The organism is Pectobacterium quasiaquaticum, from assembly GCF_014946775.2.
Classification (GTDB): Bacteria; Pseudomonadota; Gammaproteobacteria; order Enterobacterales; family Enterobacteriaceae; genus Pectobacterium; species Pectobacterium aquaticum.
In genome coordinates this window covers 2833046-2856236 of the sequence record NZ_CP065177.1, presented here as the reverse complement: position 1 = coordinate 2856236, position 23191 = coordinate 2833046, and the positions used below count along the sequence as shown (strand labels likewise).

Genomic DNA, 23191 nt, shown 5'->3' with positions numbered 1-23191 from the left:
GTATTTACGTGTTCAGAGAAGAGAGGGCTGCCGTATCGGCAGGCTGCGTCAGCAAGGCGAGCAGATCGCTGCACTGCTGGTGAAAGGCCTGACTGTCACGCTGGCGCGGATGCGGCAGAGAAATTGTCGCAATCTGGCGGATACGCCCCGGGCGCGGGGCCAGCACGACGACGCGATCGGCGAGATAGACTGCTTCCTCGACGTCGTGCGTGACCAGCAGCGTGGTGGTGCCTTCCGCCTGATGAATGCGGCGCAGCTCCTGTTGCATCTGCTGACGGGTCAACGCATCCAATGCGCCAAAAGGCTCGTCCAGCATCAGAATGCGTGGATTGGCGACCAGCCCACGTGCGATAGCCACACGCTGTGCCATACCGCCGGAAAGCTGGGCGGGCAGGACATCGGCAAAATCCTGCAAATGCACGAGTTGGATAAAGTGGTCGATCAGGCGCTTCCGTTCTTTGTCGTCGATGGCTTCATTCGCCAGCCCGAGCGCGATGTTTTGCCGCACCGTCAGCCACGGAAACAGACGCGGTTCCTGAAACACCATGCCGCGCTCACGTCCGATGCCGCGCACGGTTTTCCCTTCGACCAGCACGTGTCCATGATAGTCGTTGTCCAGACCGACCAGCATACGCAAGAGCGTGGATTTACCGCAGCCGCTGCTGCCGACAATCGCCACCAGTTCACCGCTGTGGATCGACAGGGAAAAATCCTCAATCACCGTTAACGCCTCACCCTGTACGCGAAACTGTTTACGAAGTCGATCGAACTGCACCACCGGCGGTGATACGTCAAGGGTTGTGGATGTCATGCGATTTCTCCTATGGAACGCCAGCGCGTCATCCGCTGTTCCAGACCTAATCCGACGCGGTCGAGTACCGCGCCCGTTAATCCAATCAACAGCATACCGCTGATAATCAGGGGCATATCCAGTAGCTGCTGGGCGTTGATCATCAGGCTGCCGATCCCGGTGCCGGATGACATGAAATATTCCGCACCGATGGTGCCAAGCCAGGCGTAAATCAGCGACAGACGTAAACCGGCAAAGATTGCGGGAGCGGCACCCGGCAGGATCAGCACCCGCAGGCGGGTCCAGAGATGGAGTTGCAACACCTGTGCGACTTCCTGTAAAGCCTGAGAACGCTGGCGGATACCGCGATGGCTGGCCACCAGCATGGGAAAGAAGGAGGCCAGCGCCACAAACGTGATTTTCCCGACTTCATCGTTGCCGACCCAAGCGGTCAGCAGCGGCAGCCAGGCAAACAGCGCGATCTGGCGCAGCGTCGCGACCGTAGGTGTAAAGAGGGCATCGCTGGTGGCATTCAGTCCCAGCAGCACACCGCATACGAGCCCTGCGATAATGCCGCATACTGCACCGGCGAGCGCACGGGTCAGGCTGGCCTGCATCGCCTCGGTAAGCGAACCGTCACGGATGCCTTGCAGCAGCATGTGCCACACATCAGCGGGCGGTGGCAGCAGCAGCGGGTCGATCCAGCCAAAACGGCTGGCCTGTTGCCAGAGCAGCAGAAGCAGAAAAGGTAAAACCAAAGCGGATAAACGACGAGACGGTGCGGTAGTTAAGCGACTGAGCGGCGGGTGTGGCCAGAAGACCAGACGGCGTTCCAGCCGATTGATTGCCCACTCCATTGTCAGCCCCGCCAGCCCAATCACGGCGATGCAGACAAATACAATATCCAACTGAAACAGCTGACGTCCCCATACCAGCAGGTAGCCAATGCCCTGAGACGATGCCAGCAGTTCGACCACGATCAGCGACACCCACGCCTGTGAGAGCGCCAGCCGTAAGCCGGTTAACCAGGTGGGGAGCGCGGCGGGCAGCGTTAATTTGATGAGGCGCTGATGCCACGGCAGGCGCAGAGTGTGAGCGACTTCCTGTAGCGCATGCGGCACGTTACGCACGCCCGTTTGCGTATGCAGCGTCACAGGGATAATCACGGCCTTGATGATGACCGCGAGTTTTAAACCGTCATCAATTCCGAACAGCACCATAAACAGCGGGATCCAGCCCAGCGTTGGAATTTGTGCCAGCGCGTATACCGTCGGGTGCAGCAGGTGTTCGGCGCGGCGCGAGGCGCCCATCAGCGCACCAAGCAGCGTTCCCACCAGAACGCCTGCCAGCAGGCCGCTCGCCAACCGTTGCAGGCTGATAAAGAGCTGCGGCAGGAGATCGTTGTGCCAGAGTTCGACGGCAGTTTTAGCGACGACATCGGGAGCTGGAAGAATCTGAGCGGGCATCCAACCGTAGTGGGTGCTGATATACCACAGGGCCAGCAGCGCCAGCGGTACGATTAGTGGCACGACAAGAGAATAGGCTCGTGCTATCGGCAGTGCAGGCCAGACGATCGCGGTTTTTTTCAGCGGTATCGACTTATTCATTTTATTCCCGAAAACCATCGCAGTTGGATGAATAGGGAATAAAAAACAGGTTTCGACGTTGAACGCCAATGCAATAAAGCGATGGTCGCCGTGCAATAAATGCATATGCGTAGCCCGAGCCCGCCAGCCCTGATTTATGCTTTTTTCCGCTGAACAAACCTGTAAATGTTATTTAAGCCTGACGCCGACGGTTCGTTAGTTTTCATGGCAGATGAAACGAATGATTAAGGAAAACCGTATGCAACAAACCACCCTGTTGATCACTGCCTCGCCGATAACGGCATCTTCCCGCTGGCGCAGGGGGATGAAGGTGTTAAGTACTGCCTTGTTGATGGGCGCGGCGCTCGTTTCCACCGTTCAGGCAAACGACGCCGCCCCGCAGGATGCACAGAAACCGACGGAGATTCGCATTGGTTTGCCGGATCAGAGTGCAGGCAGCAAGCCTTTTATCCGCGGGCCGCTGGGGTTGGCGCATATTCGCCAGCAGTTGGAGAAAGAATTTGAGCCGCAGGGCATCAAGATTCAGTGGTCGTTCTTTAAAGGCGCGGGCCCGGCGGTGAATGAGGCGCTGGCGAACAAGCAGCTGGATGTAGTGTATCTGGGCGATCTGGCGGCTATTATCGGTCGTTCAGGTAGCCTGCCAACGCGGGTGCTGGTCGGGTCACGCGGCTCTAATTCTTATCTGGCGGCGACGCCGGAATCGGGTATTCAACGCATTGAAGATTTACGCGGCAAGCGGATTGCAGTCTACAAGGGAACGGCCGATCAGCTGTCGTTTGAACGGGCGATTAAAAGCGTCGGGCTGAACGAGCGGGACGTGCGGGTGATCAATCTTGACTGGACGGCGGGCAAAGCAGCGCTGGCGGCCAGACGCGTGGATGCGGTGTGGGGCGGTGTCTCTCTGCTGGCGTTGCGTAAACAGGGCATCAATATTGTGACCACCAGCCGGGCGCTGGGCTGGCCGAACACCACGCAGGCTGCCGTGCTGGCGACGCAGGACTTTATCGACCGTTATCCGGGCACGACGCAGCAACTGGTGAATGTGCTGGTGGACAATGCGCAGTGGATCGGCGATGCGCAGCACCTGCCGGAATACACCGCGCTAATGGCCGAACAGAGTCAGATTCCGCAGGCGATTTTTCAGGAAGAGCTGAAAGCGGAAGATCTCCCGTTTCAAAGCTCTCCGCGTCTCGATCCGTTCCTGCTCAGCAGCTTGCAGGACAGCATAGAGCGCGCAAAAGCAGCTGGGCTGATTCGTAACACGTTTTCGGCCAGCGACTGGTTTGCCGGCCAGTTTGTTGACCGAGCGCTGAAAGCCAAAGGGCTGGAATCAAACTGGGCGGTGTATGACGCCAATGGTAGTCCCACGAAATAATCACGAATGCGCTCACAGGGTCGGCAGTGCCGGAGCCGGTGAGCGCAGCCTGTCCTGCGCCAGTATGCTTTCGATCATCAGCTCGGCCAGCGGTGGTAGCGTTCTCTGCAAACAGGTGACAATACCGAAGCGGGTTTGCATATTTCCCCATTCCGGCGGCGTGCCCGTCAGCGGAATTTCTACCAACTGATGGCTTAATCGCCCCAGCGCAAAGCCATCCTCGCTGGCGAAGCTGATGGCCTGCGTGTGTCGCAGGATGCTGAAGACGGAATAGATATGGTCACACTGAATCTGTGGCCGATAATCGGGCTGACGCGTTAACGCCGCCAGCACCTTGCGCATGCCAACGGGCATAAAAGGGGAGGCGAGCGGAAAGCGCAGAAGATCGTCCGGCGTCACATTTGCCTGCTGCGCCAGCGGGTGTGAAGAGTGGCAGATAAAAAAGCAGCGCTGCTGACTTAATGGCTGTACGTGGAGGTTGGTTTCCATTTCGGCCTGCCAGGTATCGGCAACGATAAAAGGCCACTCGTCGGCCAGCAGCCGCTCACGCAGGGACTGCCAGTTATCTACGCTGTAGGTGACTTTGGCGCGTGGACGAAGGGCATGGAAATGCGCGACCGCTTTGGGGATCAGCGTGGTCGACGGTGCGGGGCCGCAGCCAAACGTCAGTTCGCCTTCCTGTGCCTCGCTGATCTGCCGCATGTCGGTCATCAATTCCCAGGACAGTTCCTGCATACGCCGCGCAAACGGCAGCAGCGTATTGCCCTGCCACGTCAGCGCAAAACGGCGGCTCTGACGGTCGATAAGCGGATGCCCCATCGTTTGTTCCAGTGCCTGAATGCTGCGGCTGAATGCCGATTGCGACAGGCAGACGGCCTCAGCGGCCTGTACAAAACTCCCCTGTTCGGCCAGTGCAAGAAAATTGCGTAATTGCCGTAAATCCAGATGCATGTTGCAGCTACCTAACATATCGATTTTCCCCACTTTTTAGGCGGAGGTCGGCTAGCAACGCAATGAACAAAAAGTCATAAGTTATAACGAACTGATTGCTATACCCGTCATACTTCAAGTTGCATGTGCGTTGGCTGCACTCGGTCACCCGAATCACTTACTTGAGTAAGCTCATCGGGACTCCCTCACTTGCCGCCTTCCTGAAACTTGAATTATTTAGGGTATATCGACCTTCAGGCCGCGGTCAGCGGCTATTTCGCCAGCGCACAGGAAAAATCCTGAATTTCTTCCACGGAGCCGAGACTCATATTGAACACGTCAAGGCTGCTGGCGAGCAGCACCTTTTCGCCTGCTGGCGTGGAGACCATCGCAAGGCCGTATTTGCCGATAGATTCATCCCGCTGCTGGGCGTAGCGATCGAGTGTTTTGAATGGATCGCTTTGCGTCAGTTCGTTCGCCGTGAGCGTTTTTGCCAGATAGATGTGCCCGTTGATTTTCACCGGCAGCGTTTTCCAGTCGGCAGAGAGCGTCGGGAATTGCTGATTCAACGTTTGATAAATTTCCGGGCGCAGGCAGGCAATGTGGATATGCAGTTGGTTTTGCGTGCGTCCATAGCGTGAGTTTATTGCCAGCGAGAGGTAATCATCTTTGATCGGTTTGCCCGCTTCACGTGAAAGATGGCCGCGTCGATCCCACGCCTGCATAAAGAAATTAGGTCTGTTTTGCTGCAAGAGTTCAGGGCTTTCGATGCCGCTGATTTTATCGATTGGGAGTAACAGATCGTGATAGGGACCGTTTCTGTCATCGAAGAGCACGTAGCCCTCTGCCAGATTAACCTCCAGACAGGGGGCGGGTTTACCGTTGTGCTGTTGGTTGGGCACGCACTGTTCGCTGACGATTTCCCACAGCGCATTGCTGTTTCCCCGACCAACCTTCCACCCTATTGCCGTGGCTGCTGCGAGTAAAATGATGGCAGAAACCGTGAAGATCAGGATCGTGTTACGTTTCATGACGGGTCTCCGGCAGGCGCACGAGGCGCAAAGTAGCAGGGAAAAACGGGGCATGAGAATTCAGTGATAAGCCAGCAGTATGGGCCAGGGGTAATGTCATTAATATGACTTTGGTGCAAGGAGACATCCTAATCGGTAACGGATTGTAAGGGTGAGAGACGGTAGGTTAACCCGCAGGAGATGGGGATAAAAGGCATTCAGTGTAATGCTGTCGGGATGGCTGAACACCATCCCGACAGGTTGCGACGGTACGAATACCGATAATAGAAATCAGAACAAGTCGACCCGCACGTCCACGCCAACGGTTCGACCTTCATTGACCTGCGCGTAGCCCGATGTGCCGCTCATAAAGCCAAAGGTGCGGTAGCGGCGGTCGAAGACGTTATCCACATAGCCAGCGATATTCACCCGGTCGGTGGCCTGCCAACTGAGGCGCAGGTCGGTGGTGGTATAGGTGCCCTGACGCAACGCATTGTCGCCGTCGAAGTAGTGCGGCCCTACCACGTTGAAAGCCAGACGCGGCATTAACGCGCCGAACGAGGTATCGATCAGTCCGTTCAGGCTGGTGCCAGCCCCGTAGCGCGGTACGAAGGGTACGCGTTTATCCTGATAGCTCTCACTATCGCCCGTAAATTCAGAGCGGACATAGGTGCCGTTGATATCCCATGACCAGTTGGGAACGACCTGCCACTTCAGCATCATTTCTACGCCGCTAGCGTCGGCACTGCCTGCGTTGCTGAGCGTTTGCATACTGACCGGGCCGGAATACAGCTGCATATCACGTGTGTGGGTGTGGAACACCGCGCCCTGAAGCTGCACATCGCCACTCTGATAGCGCGAGCCGATTTCATAGTTAATCGATTTCTCTGCACTATACGGAATGGCCTGCGTGCCAGCGGCAGGTGAATAGTTAAAGCCCGTTGGCTTGTAGCCCTGCGCGACGCGGGTATAGACACGCCAGTCATTATTCAGCAGATAGCTGGCGGAGAGCTGTCCCAGTACCTGATCGTCATCGACGCTATTGCGGTCACCCACGTTCATACCGGAGAACTGCTGGTGGTAACGGGTTTCGGCTCTATCGTGTGATACGCGCAGCCCGCCGCCCAGATCGATGCGGTCGGTCAGATGCCAGGTCAGATCGCTGTAGGCGGCTAAGGTCTCCGACGATGTGTTGGCATTGCTTTTCATAAACGGGGAACCTGCCTGGATGTAGGTCAGATCAAGTTTCTGACGCGTGTTCTGCCGGTAAAGGCCGAACACCATATCCACCGTGCGGCCTGCGCCGTGCGTGGCGGCTCGCAGTTCCTGCACGTCCTGATTCCAGCGCTCCGGCATGTCAGCAATTCGCGTACCGTTCGGGAAGGTGCGCGCGTAATTCTGCTGTTGCCATGCGCCGATCAGGCTAAAAATCCAGTTATCGGTGGTGTATTTTCCGCTCAGCGACTGGCTGTGCGTGCAGCGGTGTAATGTCGGGTCGGGTGCGCCCGCGGCGATCTCCAGTGTCCGGTTTTTGGCATCACCAAACGGCAGATAGGTATCCTGCGTAGCGCGCGTGCAGTCTTCCGTTAGCGCCAGACTGGTTTCCCATGGCTGATCATCGGGGGCCAACCGGAGTCGAAGATTCCCAACGCTGGATTTTGTTCCGCCAAGGTTATCGCTGCCCGTGGCGGGATTGGTCATCGCGCCTGAATCGACCTGACGCAGCAGCGTGACACTGCCATACAGCAGGCCATCCTGAATGGGGCCGCTGAGGTTGATTTTGCCGTGATAGCCGTCGCGGCTGGCAACGCCGCCTTCGACATAGCCACGCGGCGTGCTGTCCGGCTGCTGAGTCACGATGTTGATAATGCCACCCTGTGCGCTTTTACCGTACAGCGTTCCCTGCGGACCGCGCAGCATTTCGATGCTTTCCACATCGGAGAGTGCCTGCACGGTGTTGGTGGCGAGCTGCGGCACGCCGTCCACGTAGACCGTCACCGCCGGACTGTAGAAATCCTGGGCGGAAGACACGCCGCGCAGTGAGATGGAGGGGAACAGCAGGCTACCGTTATTCCCGAGGTTCAGGCCGGGCATCACGCGAGTCAGCTTGTCGGTGCTGGTAACCCCAGCGTCTTTCAGCTCCGGTGCTGTTACGATGGTAGAAGAGACGTTATTGGCCGAGGCGGAATAGGGCGACTGTTTGCTGGCGGTGACAACAAGCGTATCGTCCTGAGCGGCAAAGGCGCAGGAAGAGAGAAACACGCCGGTTAAGGCAAGCGGATAAAGACGCATTATTTTCATTATTAAACCCCTGAAAAGACTAAAATCGCTGTCAACGTAATGGCGTTCATCACGACGCGCTTTAGCACAATACGGAAAGCGTGTGAGACAGAGAGTGATGAAAGTTAAATGATAATCGTTTGCGTTTTTTGAGCTACCCGTATCGGGTCTATTTCAACCCGAATACAGCAGACTTCTTGCGTATTTTCCTGCCTTAATCCTGCCCTCGCTGGCTTGCTGTAGCGGGAGTGATTCCCTCTGAAAACGCGTGGAAAAGCCGCACAGATAGCCGTTTGGCGGGCCACAGGCTGGCGACGGCGAAGCAGGCCAGCACGCCCAGGGTGGTCTGGTAATTTGTGTGATGGGCTAACTGAAGCGCAGCAATCGACACGATCATGGCGACAGCCGCATCGGTCGATTGAAACAGCGCATAGTCGGAAGCGGGCTGATGCGGTCTGACTAAGCCCATCAGAACGTTGTATAGCGTGACAAACCCGACGGCGGCGGCCAGATTGACCACGCCAAAGAGCACGATCCACATGTTCAGAGCAAACAGCGGGTAGCCGACGGCCAGCACAATGGCGAGCAGAGCGTGCACGACCATGACGGGCAGCAGACAGCGCAGCGCGCCCATACGGCGAATCAGGACGTTGGCGAGCACAATCCCGATGCCGCTGACGGCGGTGCTGTATACGGTCATGACGATGCCCAACTGGCTCAGGCTAAGCTGTCTGTCGATCAGCATGACGGTTTGTAGCGCCATCATGCCGCGCATTGCCAGATAGAAAATGGCCGTGAAGGCTACTACCGGCCAGAGCGCCTTAAGCGTCAGACGATTTAGCGTCGGGCGTGCGGCTTGCTGACGCTGACGATCCGGACTCTGACGATCCAAAGTCTGGCTGTGCTGGATAGGGGACTGCTGGATATAGCGCAGCGGCAGAATGAGCATCAGCAGCGATAGCCCCGCCAGCGCGAAGAAGCCGCCTTGCCATCCCGCCTGTTCCGCAATACTCAGAAACGCATAAGAGCCGAACAAAATACCCAGATAGCTGCCGCCGACCTGTGCGGTATTCGCCAGCGCGCGACTGGTGGCGCTGGTGGTGCAGATCGTGATGCCGTCGGCATAGATATCGTGGCTGGCGGAGAGCAATGCCAGCAGCATCAGCGCAATGATGATAGTCAGGACAGAGTGCTCGGGGGAGATGACGCCAATCACGACCAGCGTTGCCGCCATCGCGATCTGGAGCAGCACCAGACTGCCTAAATAGGGATTGCCGCGCAGAGGAAGCGCGTGACGCTCGCCCCACGGTGCCCACAGGCATTTAGCAATCCACGGTAGAAAGGTCAGCGATAGCCAGCTTAGCTGCGCAAGATCCAACCCCGCGTGGCGAAAATAGCCCGCCACGCCTTGCATAATGAGTGCGGTGATCATGCCCTGATGGAGGTAGAAACACCAATAGGGCAGATAGCGTGTCATCGGGTTGTGCGTCATGGTTTGTCGCGATCCAGCAGCATTATCGCCAGCGCCTGTGCTTCAAGCGAGGTGGCGACGACAAAATAGGCATACGGCGCCTGCCCAGACTGCGCCCAGTTCTCCGCCCATTCCACGTACTTTTGTCTTTTGGTTTCGTCGCTTTCGATGCGAATCGCACCCGCACAGTATTGCTGTTGCAGGCTGACGTTATCGCGCGTCCACTGAAGATAAGCATTCATAAAAACAGGGGAGCGATGGGGCAGGTCGGCACCCGTCATACAGAGTACAAAGTGTTCTTGCGCGGCATACAGTTGCGCGATCTGCGCCATATAATCCGCGGATTCCTCGTCGGGCACCTGTTCTGGCATGTGTAAGAAGACCATCGGCCAGGCGTCTGTATCAAGGAAAGGATGCGGCGTTGCAATGGAATCGGGCATAGCGGTTTCTCCGGCTTATTATGGAGAAAATGATAATCATTCGCTGTTGAGGCGCTACCCGAATCCAGTCTATTTGTACCCGTATCGGGATGAATGGGGACGTTGGCGATCCACTAAATGTTTAGACGCTTGAAAGCAGAAGGCGTGACGCCGAACTGCTTTTGGAAGGCGGCGCTAAAGTGGCTGGCGTTGGCGTAGCCCAGATCGGTGGCGACCACCATGACGGGCGCGCCCGTGACAAACAGCCGACGCCGCGCTTCGTGCATACGTTCGGCCTGAAATAACCCATAGATGCTGTTATTGAAGAGTTGACGGAATCCGCGTTTCAGCTTGAGTACGCTTAATCCGGTTTCTCTGGAGAGCATGGCGATAGTAGGAGCCTGTGACAGATCCGCCAGCAGTAGATCTTTGGCACGCAGTAGCTTTTGGCGATCGGCCAGGCTGAGCGTGTCCTGCTGGGGAACCGCGTCGGCATGTCCGGCGACGGCGAGACTCACCAGAATCATGCTTTGCCCCAGTAACCACAGCGGCGCATGGCGGTTTTCACCGGTCTGCTGCGGGTGCGTCAGGCTGGACAGCGCGTGGCTTAACACTTGCGCGGTTGCCCGCATTTCGGCATTGCAGTCGCAGTGGGTGCAAAGCCGACCAGAGTCCAACTGCTGTTGCAGGTTACCGGTGAGATCCGGCACCCAGTTAGCCAGTAGCTCAGGGCTCAGCGACACCGTGACGCTTTCAAACTGTCCGGCGTAGGATGACGTACCCTGACAGTCTGGGGTGTAGCTAATGCAGCCCGACCCTTGCTTCAGTACATGTTCCCGTCCCCGATCGCCTTTCAGTGCAAATTGCGAATCTCCCTGCAACGAACAGGAAAAATTGATGCGTCCCCAGTCGTCATGCAAATGCATGGTGGTGGGCTGTCGGAACTGTCCGCGCCACACCAGAATATCCAGCCCTTCCTGAAGCGTAGCGCGCAGCAGGCTACAGTCCGCACCGGTATCCGGCCGCATGACGTGCAGTTCAGCGATCAAATTCGAAAGGATGACTTCAGGCTCGCTGGCGGCTTTCAGTGGGGAGGCATTCAATGGACAGACTCCTGAAGAGACGGGTTGCGAACATCGGACGATCCGGTAATTGGACGATCATCGCACCGCGGTTGATGACAGAAACCCGTACCGATTCGGGTAGAAATCGGCTCGAATCGGGTAGATATGCAATTGAGAATAGTTATTATTCCTGACTTTATTGCCGCCGTCGAGTTGATTTGCTTGCGTTACGGGTAAGCGACTGTGCGGGAAGGAGAAAAGAGAACAACTATGCCACATTCCGCTGTTGAGGGCGGTTCATCCGCTGCCACGCCGCCTTCTACGCCACAGAACCGAGCCTGGCACATTATGCACCCCGTAAGAGGGCAAATTCGTCTGGCGATGTGCCTGTCGGGGCTGTCGGTTCTGGCTGGCATCGCATTTCTGCTTTTTCTGGCATGGAGTATCCAACTGCTGAGCGTGCAACCCGCGTCATGGCCGCTGTTGACGATCGTCGGAGCGTTGCTGTGCCTGTGCGCCAGCTATCTACTGCGTCTGCTGGCTTTTAATCAGTCTCACTACGCCGCGTTTCGGCTGGAAAATCAGATTCGCAGCGCGCTGGCGGAACAGCTGGCGCGGATCCCGCTGGGTGAAGTGCAGCGTATGGGCACCGGTTCGCTGGCGAAGATCGTGCAGGATGATGTCAAAGCGCTTCACTTGTTTGTAGCGGACAGCACGCCGCTCTATGCCCGCGCGGTTGTGGCACCGCTGTGCACGGGAGCGTTACTGTTCTGGCTAGACTGGCGTTTAGCTCTGGCCGCCTTGCTAGTGCTGGTCATCGGTGCCGTGGTGCTGATGCTGGCGATGCGCAATGCCGGTGAGATGAACCAGCGCTATAACCACGCGCGGGAAGAAGTCAGTACCGCTGTGATCGAATTTGTGCAGGCAATGCCGGTGGTGCGCACCTTTGATACGGGGGCGTCAACGTTTGGGCGCTACCAGCAGGCGCTGGAAAATTATCTGGACGTGCTTACACGCTGGTATCAGCAGGCAGGTTTCTCGGCGCGTTTCTCCTTCGCGGTGCTTAATCCGCTTCCCACGTTGCTGGTGCTGTGCTGGGTAGCGTACGGTTTCTATAGCGCCGGCGAGCTGGACTTCAGCCTCTGGGTCGCGGTGCTGCTGCTCGGTAATGGCATGGCAGAAGCGGTTATGCCGATGATGGCGCTGAACCACATGGTAGCGAAAACCCGATTGAGTATAAGCCGGATTCAAGACGTGCTGGCGCTATCGCCGCTGCCGGAAACGGAAAGCGATGCCTTGCCTGCCGATGCCAGCGTGAGCTTTGAACAGGTGAGTTTCCGCTACGACCAGCACGCGAGCGACTGGGTACTGGAGGACGTTAGTTTTCAGGTGCCAGCCGGAGCGGTTACGGCGCTGGTAGGGGCATCTGGCGCAGGGAAAACCACCGTGGCGCGGCTCATTCCCCGCTTTTGGGATGTGACGGCTGGGCGCATTTTGATTGGCGGCGTTGATATCCGGCAGATGAAAACCGCCACGCTCATGCAGCAGGTGTCGTTTGTTTTTCAGGAATCCTTCCTGTTTGCGGACACTATCGCTAATAACATCCGGCTTGGCTTGCCTGAAAAAAGCATGGAAGAGGTGATTGCCGCTGCGACGGCGGCACAGGCGCACGATTTTATCATGGCGTTGCCACAGGGTTACGACACGCTGGCGGGTGAGCGCGGCCAGTTCCTGTCCGGTGGACAGCGCCAGCGTATCGCCATCGCGCGGGCGCTGTTGCATAACCGGCCGATTCTGGTTCTGGATGAACCGACGGCCTTTGCCGACCCGGAAAACGAGGCGGCGCTGCTGGCAGCGCTTGGCGTCTTGATGCAGGGTAAGACGGTCATCATGGTGGCGCACCGCCTGTCGACGATCCGCGATGCTGACCAGATCGTGGTCTTCGACCGTGGAAGGCTGAGCGAGTCTGGTCGTCATGACGTGCTGCTGGCGGCACAAGGTCGCTATAGCGAACTGTGGCGACACTATGAGCAGGCGCAGAACTGGGCGCTAGGCAACGCACCGTGCAGCACATCATCGAGCAACGGACGGTCAGGAGATCGCGCGTGATGAACAAAAACTATACCGTCATAACGACGCAGTTATCCGCGTGGTGGCACACGTATCGTCAGATGGAGCGGGTGACGGGTTCACAATCTCGGCTGTTCCGTCGGTGTTGCTTAAGCCTGCTGGCGGCGGCGATGACGCAGGGGTTGGCGCTGGCGTGCCTGTTTCCGCTGCTGTCGGCGTTCACCCACGTGGAGGCTTCCCGCGAGATAGCGATCTGGCTGGTACTCATGACACTTTTGAGTCTGCTGACGTTGGTACTGCGTTGGTATGGGCAAGGGTTTGAATATCGCGGGCAGCTTGCGGCGGCGACTCATGAGCTGCGTATGCGTCTGGGAGAACAACTGCGCAATATGCCGCTAACCACGCTCCAGTCCGCACGGGCGGGGGATATCAACGCGCTGCTGCTGGGCAGCGTGGATGAGAACCTGAATTATATGCTGGCGATAGTCAACCAACTGCTGCTAGCTATCGTGACACCCGTCGTGATAGCGCTCGTCATGCTGCTGGTAGAGTGGCGACTGGGCGTGAGTTTACTACTGCTCTTTCCCGCTATCGCGCTGCTTTATCGCTGGAGGCGGCCGGCATTTACGCGCACGATGCAGGCGCTGGCGGAGGCGAATCAGCAAACCAGCGCCGATATTGTGGAATATGTGCAGGGGCTCGCCGTTCTGAGAACCAGCTGTCAGCAGGCTGAACGTACATCTGCGCTGCGTCAGCGTTTTCAGCATCTACAGCAGATACAAACGTTAGCTCACCGCCGCGGTGCCAAACCCGGTGCGGTGGTTGCCAGCGTCGTGGAGTTAGGTCTTCAGGGCGTACTGATTCTGGGTATCAGCGGCGTTGTGGTGGGCGCGTGGGATATAGCTATCATCGCCGCGATGATGGTGATGGTGGTGCGCTTCTCTGAACCGCTGGCGACGTTTGTCAGCTATACGGCCGTGCTGGAATTGATTAATACGGCGCTGCATCGCATTGACGATCTGCTGGCGATTGAACCGCTTCCCGTACACCAGCCTGTCGAGATGCCGACAACGTATGCGATTACGTTCGAGCAAGTGAGTTTTCGCTATGCCAACGAGGCTGAGGCGGTGCTCGATAGCATCGATATCGTGCTGCCGGAAAAGGGGATGACGGCGTTGGTCGGGCCGTCAGGCTCAGGGAAAACGACAGTAACGCGACTGCTCATGCGCCATACGGATCCGCAACGCGGACGCGTGTGTATCGGCGGCGTGGATATTCGGCACATTCCAACGTGTGACCTAAATCGGCTGATTTCTGTGGTGTTTCAGGATGTCTATCTGTTTGATGATTCAGTGCTGGCAAACATTCGGATGGCGCGGCCGGATGCCAGCGATGCCGAGGTTGAGCAGGCTGCGGACGCCGCGCAGTGTCTGGCATTTATTCAACGGTTGCCGCAGGGATGGCAAACACGGCTGGGTGATATCGGCGGCAGGTTATCCGGCGGTGAACGGCAGCGTATTTCGATTGCTCGGGCATTACTAAAGGACGCGCCGATTGTGATTCTGGACGAACCGACGGCGGCGTTGGATACCGAAAGTGAACTCGCCGTACAGCGGGCGATTGACAGGCTGGTTCAGGACAAGACGGTTATTGTCATCGCACACCGATTATCGACCATTGTTGGGGCACATCGAATTCTGGTTGTCGAGAATGGGGGGATTTCCCAGCAGGGAACACATAGTGAATTACTGCATGCTGAAGGCCGTTATCGCGCGTTGTGGAACGCGCAGCAGTCTATTTCACTAAGGTGAAATAGACTTGATGGGATTATAAGGGTTCAGGCTTGATAAGCTGTAATTCTACGCCCAGTCTAATGGCATGTTTGGCATTCAGCACGCCGAGCTTTTTTACCACATTGCCAATATGGAATTTCACGGTGCTGATTTTGATATCCAGAATCAGCGCAATTTCTGGGTAAGTTTTTCCCATGCTGGCCCAGTAAAGGATTTCGTTTTCACGCTGGGAGAAAATCTCTTTGTCACCTTGCTTTTTGCTCTGCGGGCTTTGCGTCATCTCTTTGTAAAGCGTGGTGATTTTCTCATGAATGGCGATGAGCAGCATTTGCAGTTTGTCTTTGTTTTCCTCAACAGTATTTTCCATATCTGTTGGCGCGTGTTCTTCAAACATAATCGATAACGCCGCCAGATTATTATTGTTGTCATGCAAGACAAAGGTGTAGCCATTAACAATGTCGTACTCTTTTGACAGATTAAAAATCTTGGAGAACTTCAGCTTAGAGTTAATAACGATGTTGTCTTCCCAGGAGAACGGCGAGACTTTATTTATCGCCGTTAAAATAACCGGATCGATATGCTGATAATTATTTTCTTTATAGGTATTAACCCATTCCTGCGGGTAATTTGAGATGATCACAACCTGAGACGGGTTCTTCTTGTTCATGATCATGTAGGCGTATTTCAGGTCGCCATACTGCTTTAATTTTCGGCCGAGATAGCTTTTTATCGTGTTATTGATAATTTCATTGTCAGAGCAAAATACAGACATGTAACGGCCTCAATAAAAGCGAGAAAGTATCCATGATATAGATGGCATCCTAAAAGTATAGTGCTGACCTATACCTAAGTCTAACTACTGTTACCCCATGATATCACTTATAATTTTTTCATGAACAGGGCAATTTATAAAAAATTCAAGACAGTAAATTTTAAAAAAATTGTTACAAATTGATTTGCCAACCCAGGGAATTACCCATAATTTTGTTTCTGTTCTGTCTACTGAATTTAGGGTGTGTGGTATCAAACTACGCGCCCTAAATTCAGTTCTCCCGTCATACTTCAAATTGCATATGCGTTGGCAATACTCGTCTCATCTCTGAGCCTCGCCCTGGCGGGCCGCCGCAAGCGGCGTTCAAATCAGCTAAGCCGATTTGTCCTCGCTCACCCCAGTCACTTACTGAAGTAAGCTCTTGAGGATTCACTACGTTGCCGCTTTCCTGCAATTTGAATTATTTAGGGATATGCCGTCATTCGGAGCTGGATAGTAAATAATCCGTTTTCGCTTATCAACCCCCGTCGTCCGTTGCTGTTCATCGTCATGTCTTTCTCCCCTTCGGCGTTTTTCAAGCTAGTTGCCACCATTGACCGATTTACGCTGCGCTAATATCTACACATTTTGACCAGTATATCGCTGATGCGGTGTGACGAACCTCAATTGTCTGCGCTTATGCTCGTCGTTATACCAACGCGTAAATTTCAGCACCCACTTCCTCGTTTTATCCAGATTCTTAAAGCCTGCTGATGGCCAATCTGGGCGGTATTTACATGTACGGAACAGCGACTCAGAAAAGGGAGGGGATGTTGCTCACTCGTGGCCGATTGTACGACGTTGACACACCATTTTTGTAAAATTAAAACTGAACCGTACGGTATGTTTTCGGTTTTTTCTGACTGCGGTGTCAAGAGCGGTGTGAGGTTTTCTTCTCAGGCAACATTTCTGTCACGATTTGGGATAAGGTGTTGGCAAATTCTGCCGATATTAATGATTCAGGGAATGTGGCCTGTACCTTAAAGATGCTAGCTGGCTGTTATACTGAAGAGGGCTGATATCCGTCTACTGGTCCGATCATTAGCATCGTTGGATGATAAGTCTGACACACTTAACAAATATTTACGTTTGACGCTGGATAAGATTGAAGAACACGACTATTACGTACAGTGGAGCGGTCGGATGTTGGTTCCTGTTTGCTCGCATCTCGAATGTTGCCTTGTTACGGTATACCTATAATGACAATGACTCGCACTGAGGAAAACATGGATAATTTTCAAAAAGAAATTGATGAGAGAACAAACCTCACCTCTGCTAATAAATTTGAACTCTTGTTATTCCAGTTGGGCAAATCACCTGAAGGTGGCAAATCTGAGCTGTTTGGCATCAACGTGTTTAAATTGCGTGAGATAGTGCCAATGCCTACGCTGACCAAAGCGGCTGGCATGAAATCGCCAATGCTGGGTATGGTCAACATTCGTGGACAAATCATTCCCGTTATCGATCTTCCTGCTGTGGTTGGCAGTTCATCAGACACCGGTCTGAATATTCTCCTTATCACGGAGTATGCACGTAGTACGCAGGCATTCGCCGTGGAGTCAGTCGACGATATCGTTCGTCTGGAGTGGAGTCAGGTTTTGACCGCTGAAGCGGGCGTGAGCGGTTCCTATATCACCAGTATCGCGCGTCTTGATAACGACAAAGATAGCAACCGTCTGGCACTGGTGCTGGATGTTGAACAGATTCTGTTTGATATCATTCCTGGCGATCGCGAAACCAAGCTCAAGAGCACAGAAGATAAAATTTACCCTTATACGCCAGGTGCGATTGCGATTGTGGCGGAAGATTCCAAAGTTGCTCGTTCGCTGCTTGAGCAGGGGCTAACCCAGATGGGTATTCCGTTTAGTATGCACGTCACCGGACAGGATGCTTGGAACAAGATTCGACAAATTGCGCAAGAAGCACAGTCAGAAGGCCGACCTATCTCGGATAAGATTTCGCTTGTACTGACCGATTTGGAAATGCCGGAAATGGATGGCTTTACGCTGACAAGAAACATCAAGCGTGAAGAATATCTGAAGAATATTCCTGTCGTGATCCACTCTTCGCTGTCCGGTAGCGCGAACGAAGATCACGTACGCAATGTTGGCGCAGATGCTTACGTCGCGAAATTCGAGATCAATGAGCTGTCGACGGCGATTCAGACGGTGCTGAATAAAGTGAAAGTACGCCGCTAATTCGTCAAGCGCGCGTATTACCCTATTCGGCCTTTGCTTCCTCCTTAACGGGAGAAGGCAAAGGCCGATTTTTTTAGTTGTTGAATACCGCCTGCATTGCTCGGCAGGCGGCAGAAGATTAATCCAGATCGGCTGCCTGATGGCGTTCGGCGACCTGTTCAGACTCTTCGCCCCAGGTACGGTTGACCTTGCGACCACGGATTACCGCCGGACGGGCAGCAATCTCGCCGGCCCAACGAATCACATGCGTATATTCGTGTACGGACAGGAACTCTCCGGCGGAATAAAGTGTGTTTTGTACCAACCCACCGTACCACGGCCAGACGGCAATATCGGCAATCGTATAGCTGTCGCCGGCCAGATAGTGGTTCTCCGCCAGTTGACGGTTGAGCACATCCAACTGACGCTTGGTTTCCATCGTGAAACGGTTGATCGGGTATTCAAATTTTTCCGGCGCGTAGGCGTAGAAATGGCCGAATCCACCGCCAACGTAAGGGGCGGAACCCATCTGCCAGAAGAGCCAGTTCAGGGTTTCGGTGCGCGTGGCGAGGTCATTCGGCAGCAGCGCACCAAATTTCTCTGCTAGGTACACCAGAATGGAGCCGGACTCAAACACGCGAATTGGTTTCTCGCCGCTTTGGTCAAGCAGCGCCGGAATTTTGGAGTTCGGATTGACGTCGACAAACCCGCTGGAGAACTGATCGCCATCGCCTATCTTAATCAGCCAGGCATCGTACTCGGCACCTGAATGGCCCAGCGCCAGCAGCTCTTCCAGCATGATTGTCACTTTCACGCCGTTTGGCGTTGCCAGCGAGTAAAGCTGAAGCGGATGTTTGCCAACGGGCAGCGCTTTTTCGTGCGTTGAGCCAGCTATCGGACGGTTAATATTGGCAAAAGCACCGCCGGAAGAGGCGGGCTGCCAGACTTTTGGCGGCACATACGTTGGGGAGGTAGCCATTCAAAAACTCCTTATGCATGAAAAGAGAGCGAGTTAAGGTAACACCATAACAAACTCACGCCGTTCGCTGATACCGTTCTGTTCTATCTCTACGACCTATCGATATAACGCGAGATCCGCATAGTGCTGAGGGTGCTGCTCACTATGCTGATCGTCGTCAAAATTTACTCGCTGGTGGTAAAGTGTTAGCGCAAAAAGACGCAGAATTTTAGCGGTTTGCGTTGCCATATCGACCCAATCTACATATCACGGCATTGTGCGACCTTGCTCGCACTAGGCCAGCATACCATTTCACTTGCATCGTAAATCTGGAATGCCGCTTCGGCTTCTTTAATTATGTCGGTGCATGTCGTTTTATACCACGTCATTATTCACATTATTGCTTTTAACCTATATAGCATTTGAGCTATATTAGAGGTGGCCCAGTGTGGAAAATTGAAACGACGGACGTGTTTGATAGCTGGTTCGGCACATTAAATGATAGGGATCGCGCATATGTGCTTGCAGCACTTATCGTGTTACGGGAAAAAGGCCCAATGCTATCTAGGCCTTATGCTGATACGGTAAAAGGCTCCCAGTATAGCAACATGAAAGAATTACGTATTCAGAGCGGAGGGATGCCAATACGGGCATTTTTTGCTTTCGATCCACATCGCACGGGGATCCTCCTCTGTGCGGGGAATAAGTCCGGCAATGAAAAGCGCTTTTATGATGAGATGATTCCGCTTGCCGATCGGGAATTCACAAAGTATCTGAAAAAATCAGAGAAGAGAGGGTAATGCTATGGGCAGAACGCTGGAACAGCTCCTTGCGGATGAAAAACCAGACGTCGTCGTTGAGGCTCACGCTATAGCGGCAGACATGTTACTCAATATTCATCTCGCCGAACTGCGTGAGAGGGTGCAAAAAACGCAAGTGGAAATGGCGCAGGTGCTTGGATTAAAACAGCCAACCATTGCGGGAATGGAGAAACCCGGCCGCGATTTGAAACTTTCCACACTCAAACGCTATGTTGAGGCGACCGGCAGTAAACTGCGCCTTGATGTTGAACTGCCGGACGGTTCTCACTACGGGTTCACGCTGTAACGTCTCATTCTGTATGGCCGAAAAGACGATGTTTGTCCTATTTGTCCGCGCGGGTTTTCGCGTCATTAAGTAGCGTGAGATAGCGTTGGCTTGAGATGTTCCTGCCGGTGATGACGCAGACGGTTTTGCGTCCGCCAATTTCTTTCGCGTAGCGAATGGCTCCCGCGACAGCGGGCACCCCTGAAGGCTCGACAACATGGCGATGCAGATCGAGCATTGATAGCATCGCAGCTTTGATTTCGTCTTCAGAGACGGTGAGCACACGATCGACGCGATCGCGAACCAGCGGCCAGGTCATCGCGCTGGGCTCTATATAGCCACTCACGCCCTCGGCGATGGAGGAAGCCAGATCGACGGGAATCGCTTCACCTGCTTCTTTCCAGCGGGCGAACGTTGGGCTCGCTTCACTTTGTATGCCCCATACTTCGATCGCGGGATTGATTGCTTTGGCCGCTGTCGCAATTCCTGAGATGAGCCCGCCACCGCCGATGTTCACCAGGATGATCTCTGCATCCATCCAGTCTTCCATGATTTCAAGACCGACAGTGCCACCGCCTGCAATCATATGCGGGTTGTCGTAGGCAGAAACGAAGGCAGCACCTGACTGCTGCGCCGCTGCGATAGCCGCTTGCCTCGCTTCTTCGATGTCATCAAAGAACGTAATACGTGCGCCACAGCCTTTCATGGCTGCGACCTTCATGGGATCTGCCGCGCGTGGCAAAAAGATGGTTACGGGGATGCCTGCGACCTGCCCGGCATAGGCGAGTCCTAATCCATGATTTCCTGCCGTGGGGGCAATAACGCCAGCACGGCGCTGTTCTGCATCCAGATTGGCAAGAACGTTTGCCGCACCACGCAGCTTAAAGCTACCGGTCTGCTGGAGGTTTTCCATTTTGAGTCGGATTTCCGCACCGACAACGGCCGATAGCGGTGGCGAATGCTCCAGCGGTGTCCTGCTTATTGTTCTCTTGATCTGCTGAGCGGCGGCGTAAATATCCTTCAACGTTACAGAGTCGGTTGCCCTTTGGTGTTCGCTTGTCATAGTATTTCCCTATCAACTGTATATGGAAATAACTATATAGGTATTTGGCTATATGAACAAGCATGTGGCGACAACGGCCGATGTGCTGCGGGCGCTCGGCAATGAGCAACGGCTCATCATTCTTGAATGGTTGGCCGATCCTCGCGCACATTTCCCAGAACAGCAGGATGGCGATTTGGTTAAGGATGGGGTGTGCGTAGGGTTTATCACTGAGAAGATCGGCCTGAGCCAGCCAACCGTCACCGGTCATCTTCAATATCTTTCGAAAGCCGAGATTGTCACATCGAAGCGCATCAAAAATTGGGTGTTCTACAAGCTCGTCCCTGAGCGTTTAGAGGAGGCAACCTCGGTATTGTCTGAGCTTGCAAAAGTCGCCTCGCGTCAACATAAACCGTCAGAATAGGCCGTTAGCCGTCATCACTTCCCCTGAGACTTAGCTGAGCGAGCCCGTGTAGCCCAGTTTGGCAGATGGGTGAAGGCAAGGACGACAAGCACCATACCACCAGCCAGAAAGAAGGTCAGCTGCATGCCATTTGCGAGTGAAGCAGAGGGCGCATGGGCAAAATCTTCCGTACCGACACCCAACGCGAAAATCTGTCCCATGATTGAAGCACCGACGATCAACCCAATATTGCGCGACAGGTTAAGCAGGCCAGAGACCGTACCGCGCTGATTTCCGGGAACCTCGGCAAGGGTGGCGGTGTTGTTTGCCGCCTGAAAGAGCTGGTAGCCCGGCGTCAGGACAATAATGGCAAGGATGTAACCCGTAACGCCAAGCATTGTTGGCAAGATCGCCAGCATAAAGGTGCCAGCAATTACGAGGGCGAGTCCGGCGATGAGTGCCCGTCCAAATCCCCAGGTATCGACCAGTCGCCCTGACGGAATGCCGCAGAAAATCGCAATAGCAGGGCCAATGGCCATCACCACCCCCACCAATGTTTCTTTCAAACCCAGACCCTGACCAAGGTAGTAGGGACCGATGATTAGCGTCGTCATCATGATGGCGGCGACGGCGGCATTGATCGTGAGGTTCGGCAGCAGCGTCGTGTTCCGCAGCGGTAATCCTCCTGATAACGCAGCCTTTTCCTTCACCGGCGTGGCTGGTAGTAGGGTAAAAGCCATGAACAACACGATCGTGACCAGCGGGATCTGTATCCAGAACAGGCTACGCCATCCTGCTATCGCAAGCAGGAAGCCGCCGACAGAAGGGCCAAGCGCGGTACCCAGTGCGGATACCGTTCCCAGCATCCCCATCGCTCGCCCGACATGCTTCTCCCCAGCCGTCTGCCTCAGCAGTGCCATGCCGAGCGTCATCAGGAAGGCGGCACCGATCCCCTGAAATGCTCTTGCCGCGATAAGTTGCCACAGCTGGGGGGCAATGGCGCACAGCAGCGACGCGATGGCGAAGAGCCCAAGACCTGCAATGAAAACGGGTTTCAGCCCATAGCGATCGCCAAGGCGACCCGCGATCACAACCGAAAGCGCCATGGCTGCAAGATAGGCGATGACAACGGCCTGCACCTGCGCGAAGGGCGCAGAAAATACGGCTGTCAGCCTCGGAAGGGCAATATTGGCAATGCTTGTTCCCAGCGAGGCCGACAGTATTGCGAGTGCCAGTGTGATGGTGACTCCCAGTTTGGCCTGCTCTGGTTCGCCCAGTTGGTTAATTGTCATTTTTTATCCTTGTCAGAATGTGGGTTCCAGAGCATGCTACAAATTCAAGTCGACTTGAGGTCAAGTATGAAATTTCTGGATATAGGCGAAATCGCGGAGAAGAGTGGAATCAAGCCTTCGGCGCTGCGTTATTATGAGGAAATTGGGCTAATTGCTTCGGTGTCCCGCCACGGGCTTCGTCGGCAGTTTCCTGCCGACGTGCTGCTGCAACTCAGGTTGATTACGATGGGGAAATCCGCGGGGTTCTCACTGCAAGAAATCGCTGGCATGTTTAACAAGGATGGGATGCCGGACTTGCCCCGCACTACGCTGCATAAGAAGGCCGACGACATCGATCGGCAAATCCATGAGTTGACGATATTGCGCGACACGCTGCGGCACGTCGCCGACTGTTCTGCGCCATCGCATATGGCGTGTCCGACGTTCAGGAAACTTGTGGAGACCACGCATCGAAAGAGCCAGATGCGCGATCAAACGAGCAAGCCAGCCACGCGAAAAGCGCCTCAGAAAACGAAAAAATAACCTGCAATTCCGCTGTCTGGGGCGGGGGTTTCTACGCCGCCAGACCCGTTCGTATCGGATATGCAACCGGTTCCTTATTTCTGTTCATGCC

Annotated in this window: 20 protein-coding genes and 1 pseudogene; 8 read left to right on the top strand and 13 right to left on the bottom strand. The window is 54.8% G+C overall.

Annotated elements, in window-relative coordinates; genetic code table 11:
- Window positions 1-4 precede the first annotated feature (4 nt).
- A complete protein-coding gene (locus IG609_RS13140) occupies window positions 5-811 on the bottom strand; it encodes an ABC transporter ATP-binding protein (RefSeq protein ID WP_193400856.1) in 807 nt (268 codons plus the stop codon).
- Window positions 808-2397, bottom strand: coding sequence for an ABC transporter permease (locus IG609_RS13135; RefSeq protein WP_100018500.1), 1590 nt, complete (start codon window positions 2395-2397; stop codon window positions 808-810). Before IG609_RS13135 ends, IG609_RS13140 begins: the two co-directional genes overlap by 4 nt.
- Window positions 2398-2635: 238 nt before the next feature.
- Here IG609_RS13135 and IG609_RS13130 point away from each other — a divergent pair, with 238 nt between their 5' ends.
- Window positions 2636-3772, top strand: coding sequence for an ABC transporter substrate-binding protein (locus IG609_RS13130; RefSeq protein WP_193400854.1), 1137 nt, complete (start codon window positions 2636-2638; stop codon window positions 3770-3772).
- A gap of 12 nt (window positions 3773-3784) precedes the next feature.
- Here the strand turns inward: IG609_RS13130 and IG609_RS13125 are convergent, their stop codons facing one another.
- The 6 genes from IG609_RS13125 to IG609_RS13100 all read right to left on the bottom strand — a co-directional run bounded on the left by IG609_RS13125 (window position 3785) and on the right by IG609_RS13100 (window position 10985).
- The gene (locus IG609_RS13125) at window positions 3785-4723 is read right to left on the bottom strand and encodes a LysR family transcriptional regulator (RefSeq protein WP_193400037.1); all 939 of its coding nucleotides are present in this window, start codon (window positions 4721-4723) and stop codon (window positions 3785-3787) included.
- A 251-nt stretch (window positions 4724-4974) separates the two neighbouring features.
- Window positions 4975-5733, bottom strand: coding sequence for a CDP-diacylglycerol diphosphatase (locus IG609_RS13120; protein WP_193400852.1), 759 nt, complete (start codon window positions 5731-5733; stop codon window positions 4975-4977).
- Between the two features lie 270 nt (window positions 5734-6003).
- Window positions 6004-8013 (bottom strand): TonB-dependent siderophore receptor, encoded by a 2010-nt coding sequence (locus IG609_RS13115; RefSeq protein ID WP_193400850.1) that lies wholly within the window; start codon window positions 8011-8013, stop codon window positions 6004-6006.
- 193 nt (window positions 8014-8206) lie between these two features.
- Window positions 8207-9484: an MFS transporter gene (locus tag IG609_RS13110; RefSeq protein ID WP_193400848.1), complete on the bottom strand. Its 1278-nt coding sequence runs from the start codon at window positions 9482-9484 to the stop codon at window positions 8207-8209.
- Complete coding sequence (locus IG609_RS13105; RefSeq protein ID WP_193400847.1) at window positions 9481-9903, bottom strand: hypothetical protein; 423 nt, start codon at window positions 9901-9903, stop codon at window positions 9481-9483. The genes IG609_RS13110 and IG609_RS13105 overlap by 4 nt, the downstream gene beginning before the upstream one ends.
- A gap of 113 nt (window positions 9904-10016) precedes the next feature.
- On the bottom strand, window positions 10017-10985 hold the full coding sequence (locus IG609_RS13100) for a helix-turn-helix transcriptional regulator (protein ID WP_193398915.1): 969 nt from the start codon (window positions 10983-10985) through the stop codon (window positions 10017-10019).
- A 231-nt stretch (window positions 10986-11216) separates the two neighbouring features.
- Here IG609_RS13100 and IG609_RS13095 point away from each other — a divergent pair, with 231 nt between their 5' ends.
- Both IG609_RS13095 and IG609_RS13090 read left to right on the top strand, forming a co-directional pair.
- Window positions 11217-13055, top strand: coding sequence for an ABC transporter ATP-binding protein (locus tag IG609_RS13095; protein WP_284070727.1), 1839 nt, complete (start codon window positions 11217-11219; stop codon window positions 13053-13055).
- Window positions 13055-14827, top strand: a complete 1773-nt coding sequence (locus tag IG609_RS13090; RefSeq protein ID WP_193398997.1) for an ABC transporter ATP-binding protein — start codon at window positions 13055-13057, stop codon at window positions 14825-14827. The genes IG609_RS13095 and IG609_RS13090 overlap by 1 nt, the downstream gene beginning before the upstream one ends.
- A 16-nt stretch (window positions 14828-14843) precedes the next feature.
- Here the strand turns inward: IG609_RS13090 and IG609_RS13085 are convergent, their stop codons facing one another.
- Together IG609_RS13085 and IG609_RS20635 are read right to left on the bottom strand one after the other, a co-directional pair.
- A complete protein-coding gene (locus tag IG609_RS13085) occupies window positions 14844-15581 on the bottom strand; it encodes a LuxR family transcriptional regulator (RefSeq protein WP_193398914.1) in 738 nt (245 codons plus the stop codon).
- Between the two features lie 621 nt (window positions 15582-16202).
- Window positions 16203-16419 (bottom strand): annotated as a pseudogene (locus IG609_RS20635) (integrase core domain-containing protein); the annotation flags it as partial.
- 427 nt (window positions 16420-16846) lie between these two features.
- Here IG609_RS20635 and IG609_RS13080 point away from each other — a divergent pair.
- Window positions 16847-17818 carry a chemotaxis protein gene (locus IG609_RS13080; protein WP_116227157.1) on the top strand — a complete coding sequence of 324 codons (972 nt, stop codon included), beginning with the start codon at window positions 16847-16849 and terminating at the stop codon, window positions 17816-17818.
- A 118-nt stretch (window positions 17819-17936) separates the two neighbouring features.
- On the opposite strand, the gene yghU is transcribed toward IG609_RS13080, so the two are convergent.
- Complete coding sequence (yghU, locus tag IG609_RS13075) at window positions 17937-18776, bottom strand: glutathione-dependent disulfide-bond oxidoreductase (RefSeq protein ID WP_193398913.1); 840 nt, start codon at window positions 18774-18776, stop codon at window positions 17937-17939.
- Between the two features lie 425 nt (window positions 18777-19201).
- On the opposite strand from yghU, the gene IG609_RS13070 reads away from it, so the two are divergent.
- On the top strand, window positions 19202-19555 hold the full coding sequence (locus tag IG609_RS13070) for a type II toxin-antitoxin system RelE/ParE family toxin (protein ID WP_193398912.1): 354 nt from the start codon (window positions 19202-19204) through the stop codon (window positions 19553-19555).
- A 4-nt stretch (window positions 19556-19559) separates the two neighbouring features.
- Entirely contained in the window at window positions 19560-19862 is a 303-nt protein-coding gene (locus IG609_RS13065; protein ID WP_010284412.1) for a helix-turn-helix domain-containing protein, read from the top strand.
- 37 nt (window positions 19863-19899) lie between these two features.
- On the opposite strand, the gene IG609_RS13060 is transcribed toward IG609_RS13065, so the two are convergent.
- Window positions 19900-20904, bottom strand: coding sequence for a threonine ammonia-lyase (locus tag IG609_RS13060; RefSeq protein WP_193398911.1), 1005 nt, complete (start codon window positions 20902-20904; stop codon window positions 19900-19902).
- Window positions 20905-20956: 52 nt separating this feature from the next.
- On the opposite strand from IG609_RS13060, the gene IG609_RS13055 reads away from it, so the two are divergent.
- Window positions 20957-21307, top strand: coding sequence for an ArsR/SmtB family transcription factor (locus IG609_RS13055; protein ID WP_193398910.1), 351 nt, complete (start codon window positions 20957-20959; stop codon window positions 21305-21307).
- A 14-nt stretch (window positions 21308-21321) separates the two neighbouring features.
- Here the strand turns inward: IG609_RS13055 and IG609_RS13050 are convergent, their stop codons facing one another.
- Window positions 21322-22578 (bottom strand): MFS transporter, encoded by a 1257-nt coding sequence (locus tag IG609_RS13050; protein WP_193398909.1) that lies wholly within the window; start codon window positions 22576-22578, stop codon window positions 21322-21324.
- A 66-nt stretch (window positions 22579-22644) separates the two neighbouring features.
- Between IG609_RS13050 and IG609_RS13045 the strand changes: the two genes are divergently transcribed.
- Window positions 22645-23100 (top strand): helix-turn-helix domain-containing protein, encoded by a 456-nt coding sequence (locus IG609_RS13045; RefSeq protein ID WP_193398907.1) that lies wholly within the window; start codon window positions 22645-22647, stop codon window positions 23098-23100.
- The last annotated feature ends 91 nt before the right edge of the window (window positions 23101-23191 follow it).

What these genes read in the sequence shown, in the direction of transcription:
- IG609_RS13140 (WP_193400856.1), bottom strand. Translation starts at nt 811, where the DNA reads ATGACATCCACAACCCTTGACGTATCACCGCCGGTGGTGCAGTTCGAT.
- IG609_RS13135 (WP_100018500.1), bottom strand. Translation starts at nt 2,397, where the DNA reads ATGAATAAGTCGATACCGCTGAAAAAAACCGCGATCGTCTGGCCTGCA.
- IG609_RS13130 (WP_193400854.1), top strand. Translation starts at nt 2,636, where the DNA reads ATGCAACAAACCACCCTGTTGATCACTGCCTCGCCGATAACGGCATCT.
- IG609_RS13125 (WP_193400037.1), bottom strand. Translation starts at nt 4,723, where the DNA reads ATGCATCTGGATTTACGGCAATTACGCAATTTTCTTGCACTGGCCGAA.
- IG609_RS13120 (WP_193400852.1), bottom strand. Translation starts at nt 5,733, where the DNA reads ATGAAACGTAACACGATCCTGATCTTCACGGTTTCTGCCATCATTTTA.
- IG609_RS13115 (WP_193400850.1), bottom strand. Translation starts at nt 8,013, where the DNA reads ATGAAAATAATGCGTCTTTATCCGCTTGCCTTAACCGGCGTGTTTCTC.
- IG609_RS13110 (WP_193400848.1), bottom strand. Translation starts at nt 9,484, where the DNA reads ATGACGCACAACCCGATGACACGCTATCTGCCCTATTGGTGTTTCTAC.
- IG609_RS13105 (WP_193400847.1), bottom strand. Translation starts at nt 9,903, where the DNA reads ATGCCCGATTCCATTGCAACGCCGCATCCTTTCCTTGATACAGACGCC.
- IG609_RS13095 (WP_284070727.1), top strand. Translation starts at nt 11,217, where the DNA reads ATGCCACATTCCGCTGTTGAGGGCGGTTCATCCGCTGCCACGCCGCCT.
- IG609_RS13090 (WP_193398997.1), top strand. Translation starts at nt 13,055, where the DNA reads ATGAACAAAAACTATACCGTCATAACGACGCAGTTATCCGCGTGGTGG.
- IG609_RS13085 (WP_193398914.1), bottom strand. Translation starts at nt 15,581, where the DNA reads ATGTCTGTATTTTGCTCTGACAATGAAATTATCAATAACACGATAAAA.
- IG609_RS13080 (WP_116227157.1), top strand. Translation starts at nt 16,847, where the DNA reads ATGGATAATTTTCAAAAAGAAATTGATGAGAGAACAAACCTCACCTCT.
- yghU (WP_193398913.1), bottom strand. Translation starts at nt 18,776, where the DNA reads ATGGCTACCTCCCCAACGTATGTGCCGCCAAAAGTCTGGCAGCCCGCC.
- IG609_RS13065 (WP_010284412.1), top strand. Translation starts at nt 19,560, where the DNA reads ATGGGCAGAACGCTGGAACAGCTCCTTGCGGATGAAAAACCAGACGTC.
- IG609_RS13060 (WP_193398911.1), bottom strand. Translation starts at nt 20,904, where the DNA reads ATGACAAGCGAACACCAAAGGGCAACCGACTCTGTAACGTTGAAGGAT.
- IG609_RS13055 (WP_193398910.1), top strand. Translation starts at nt 20,957, where the DNA reads ATGAACAAGCATGTGGCGACAACGGCCGATGTGCTGCGGGCGCTCGGC.
- IG609_RS13050 (WP_193398909.1), bottom strand. Translation starts at nt 22,578, where the DNA reads ATGACAATTAACCAACTGGGCGAACCAGAGCAGGCCAAACTGGGAGTC.
- IG609_RS13045 (WP_193398907.1), top strand. Translation starts at nt 22,645, where the DNA reads ATGAAATTTCTGGATATAGGCGAAATCGCGGAGAAGAGTGGAATCAAG.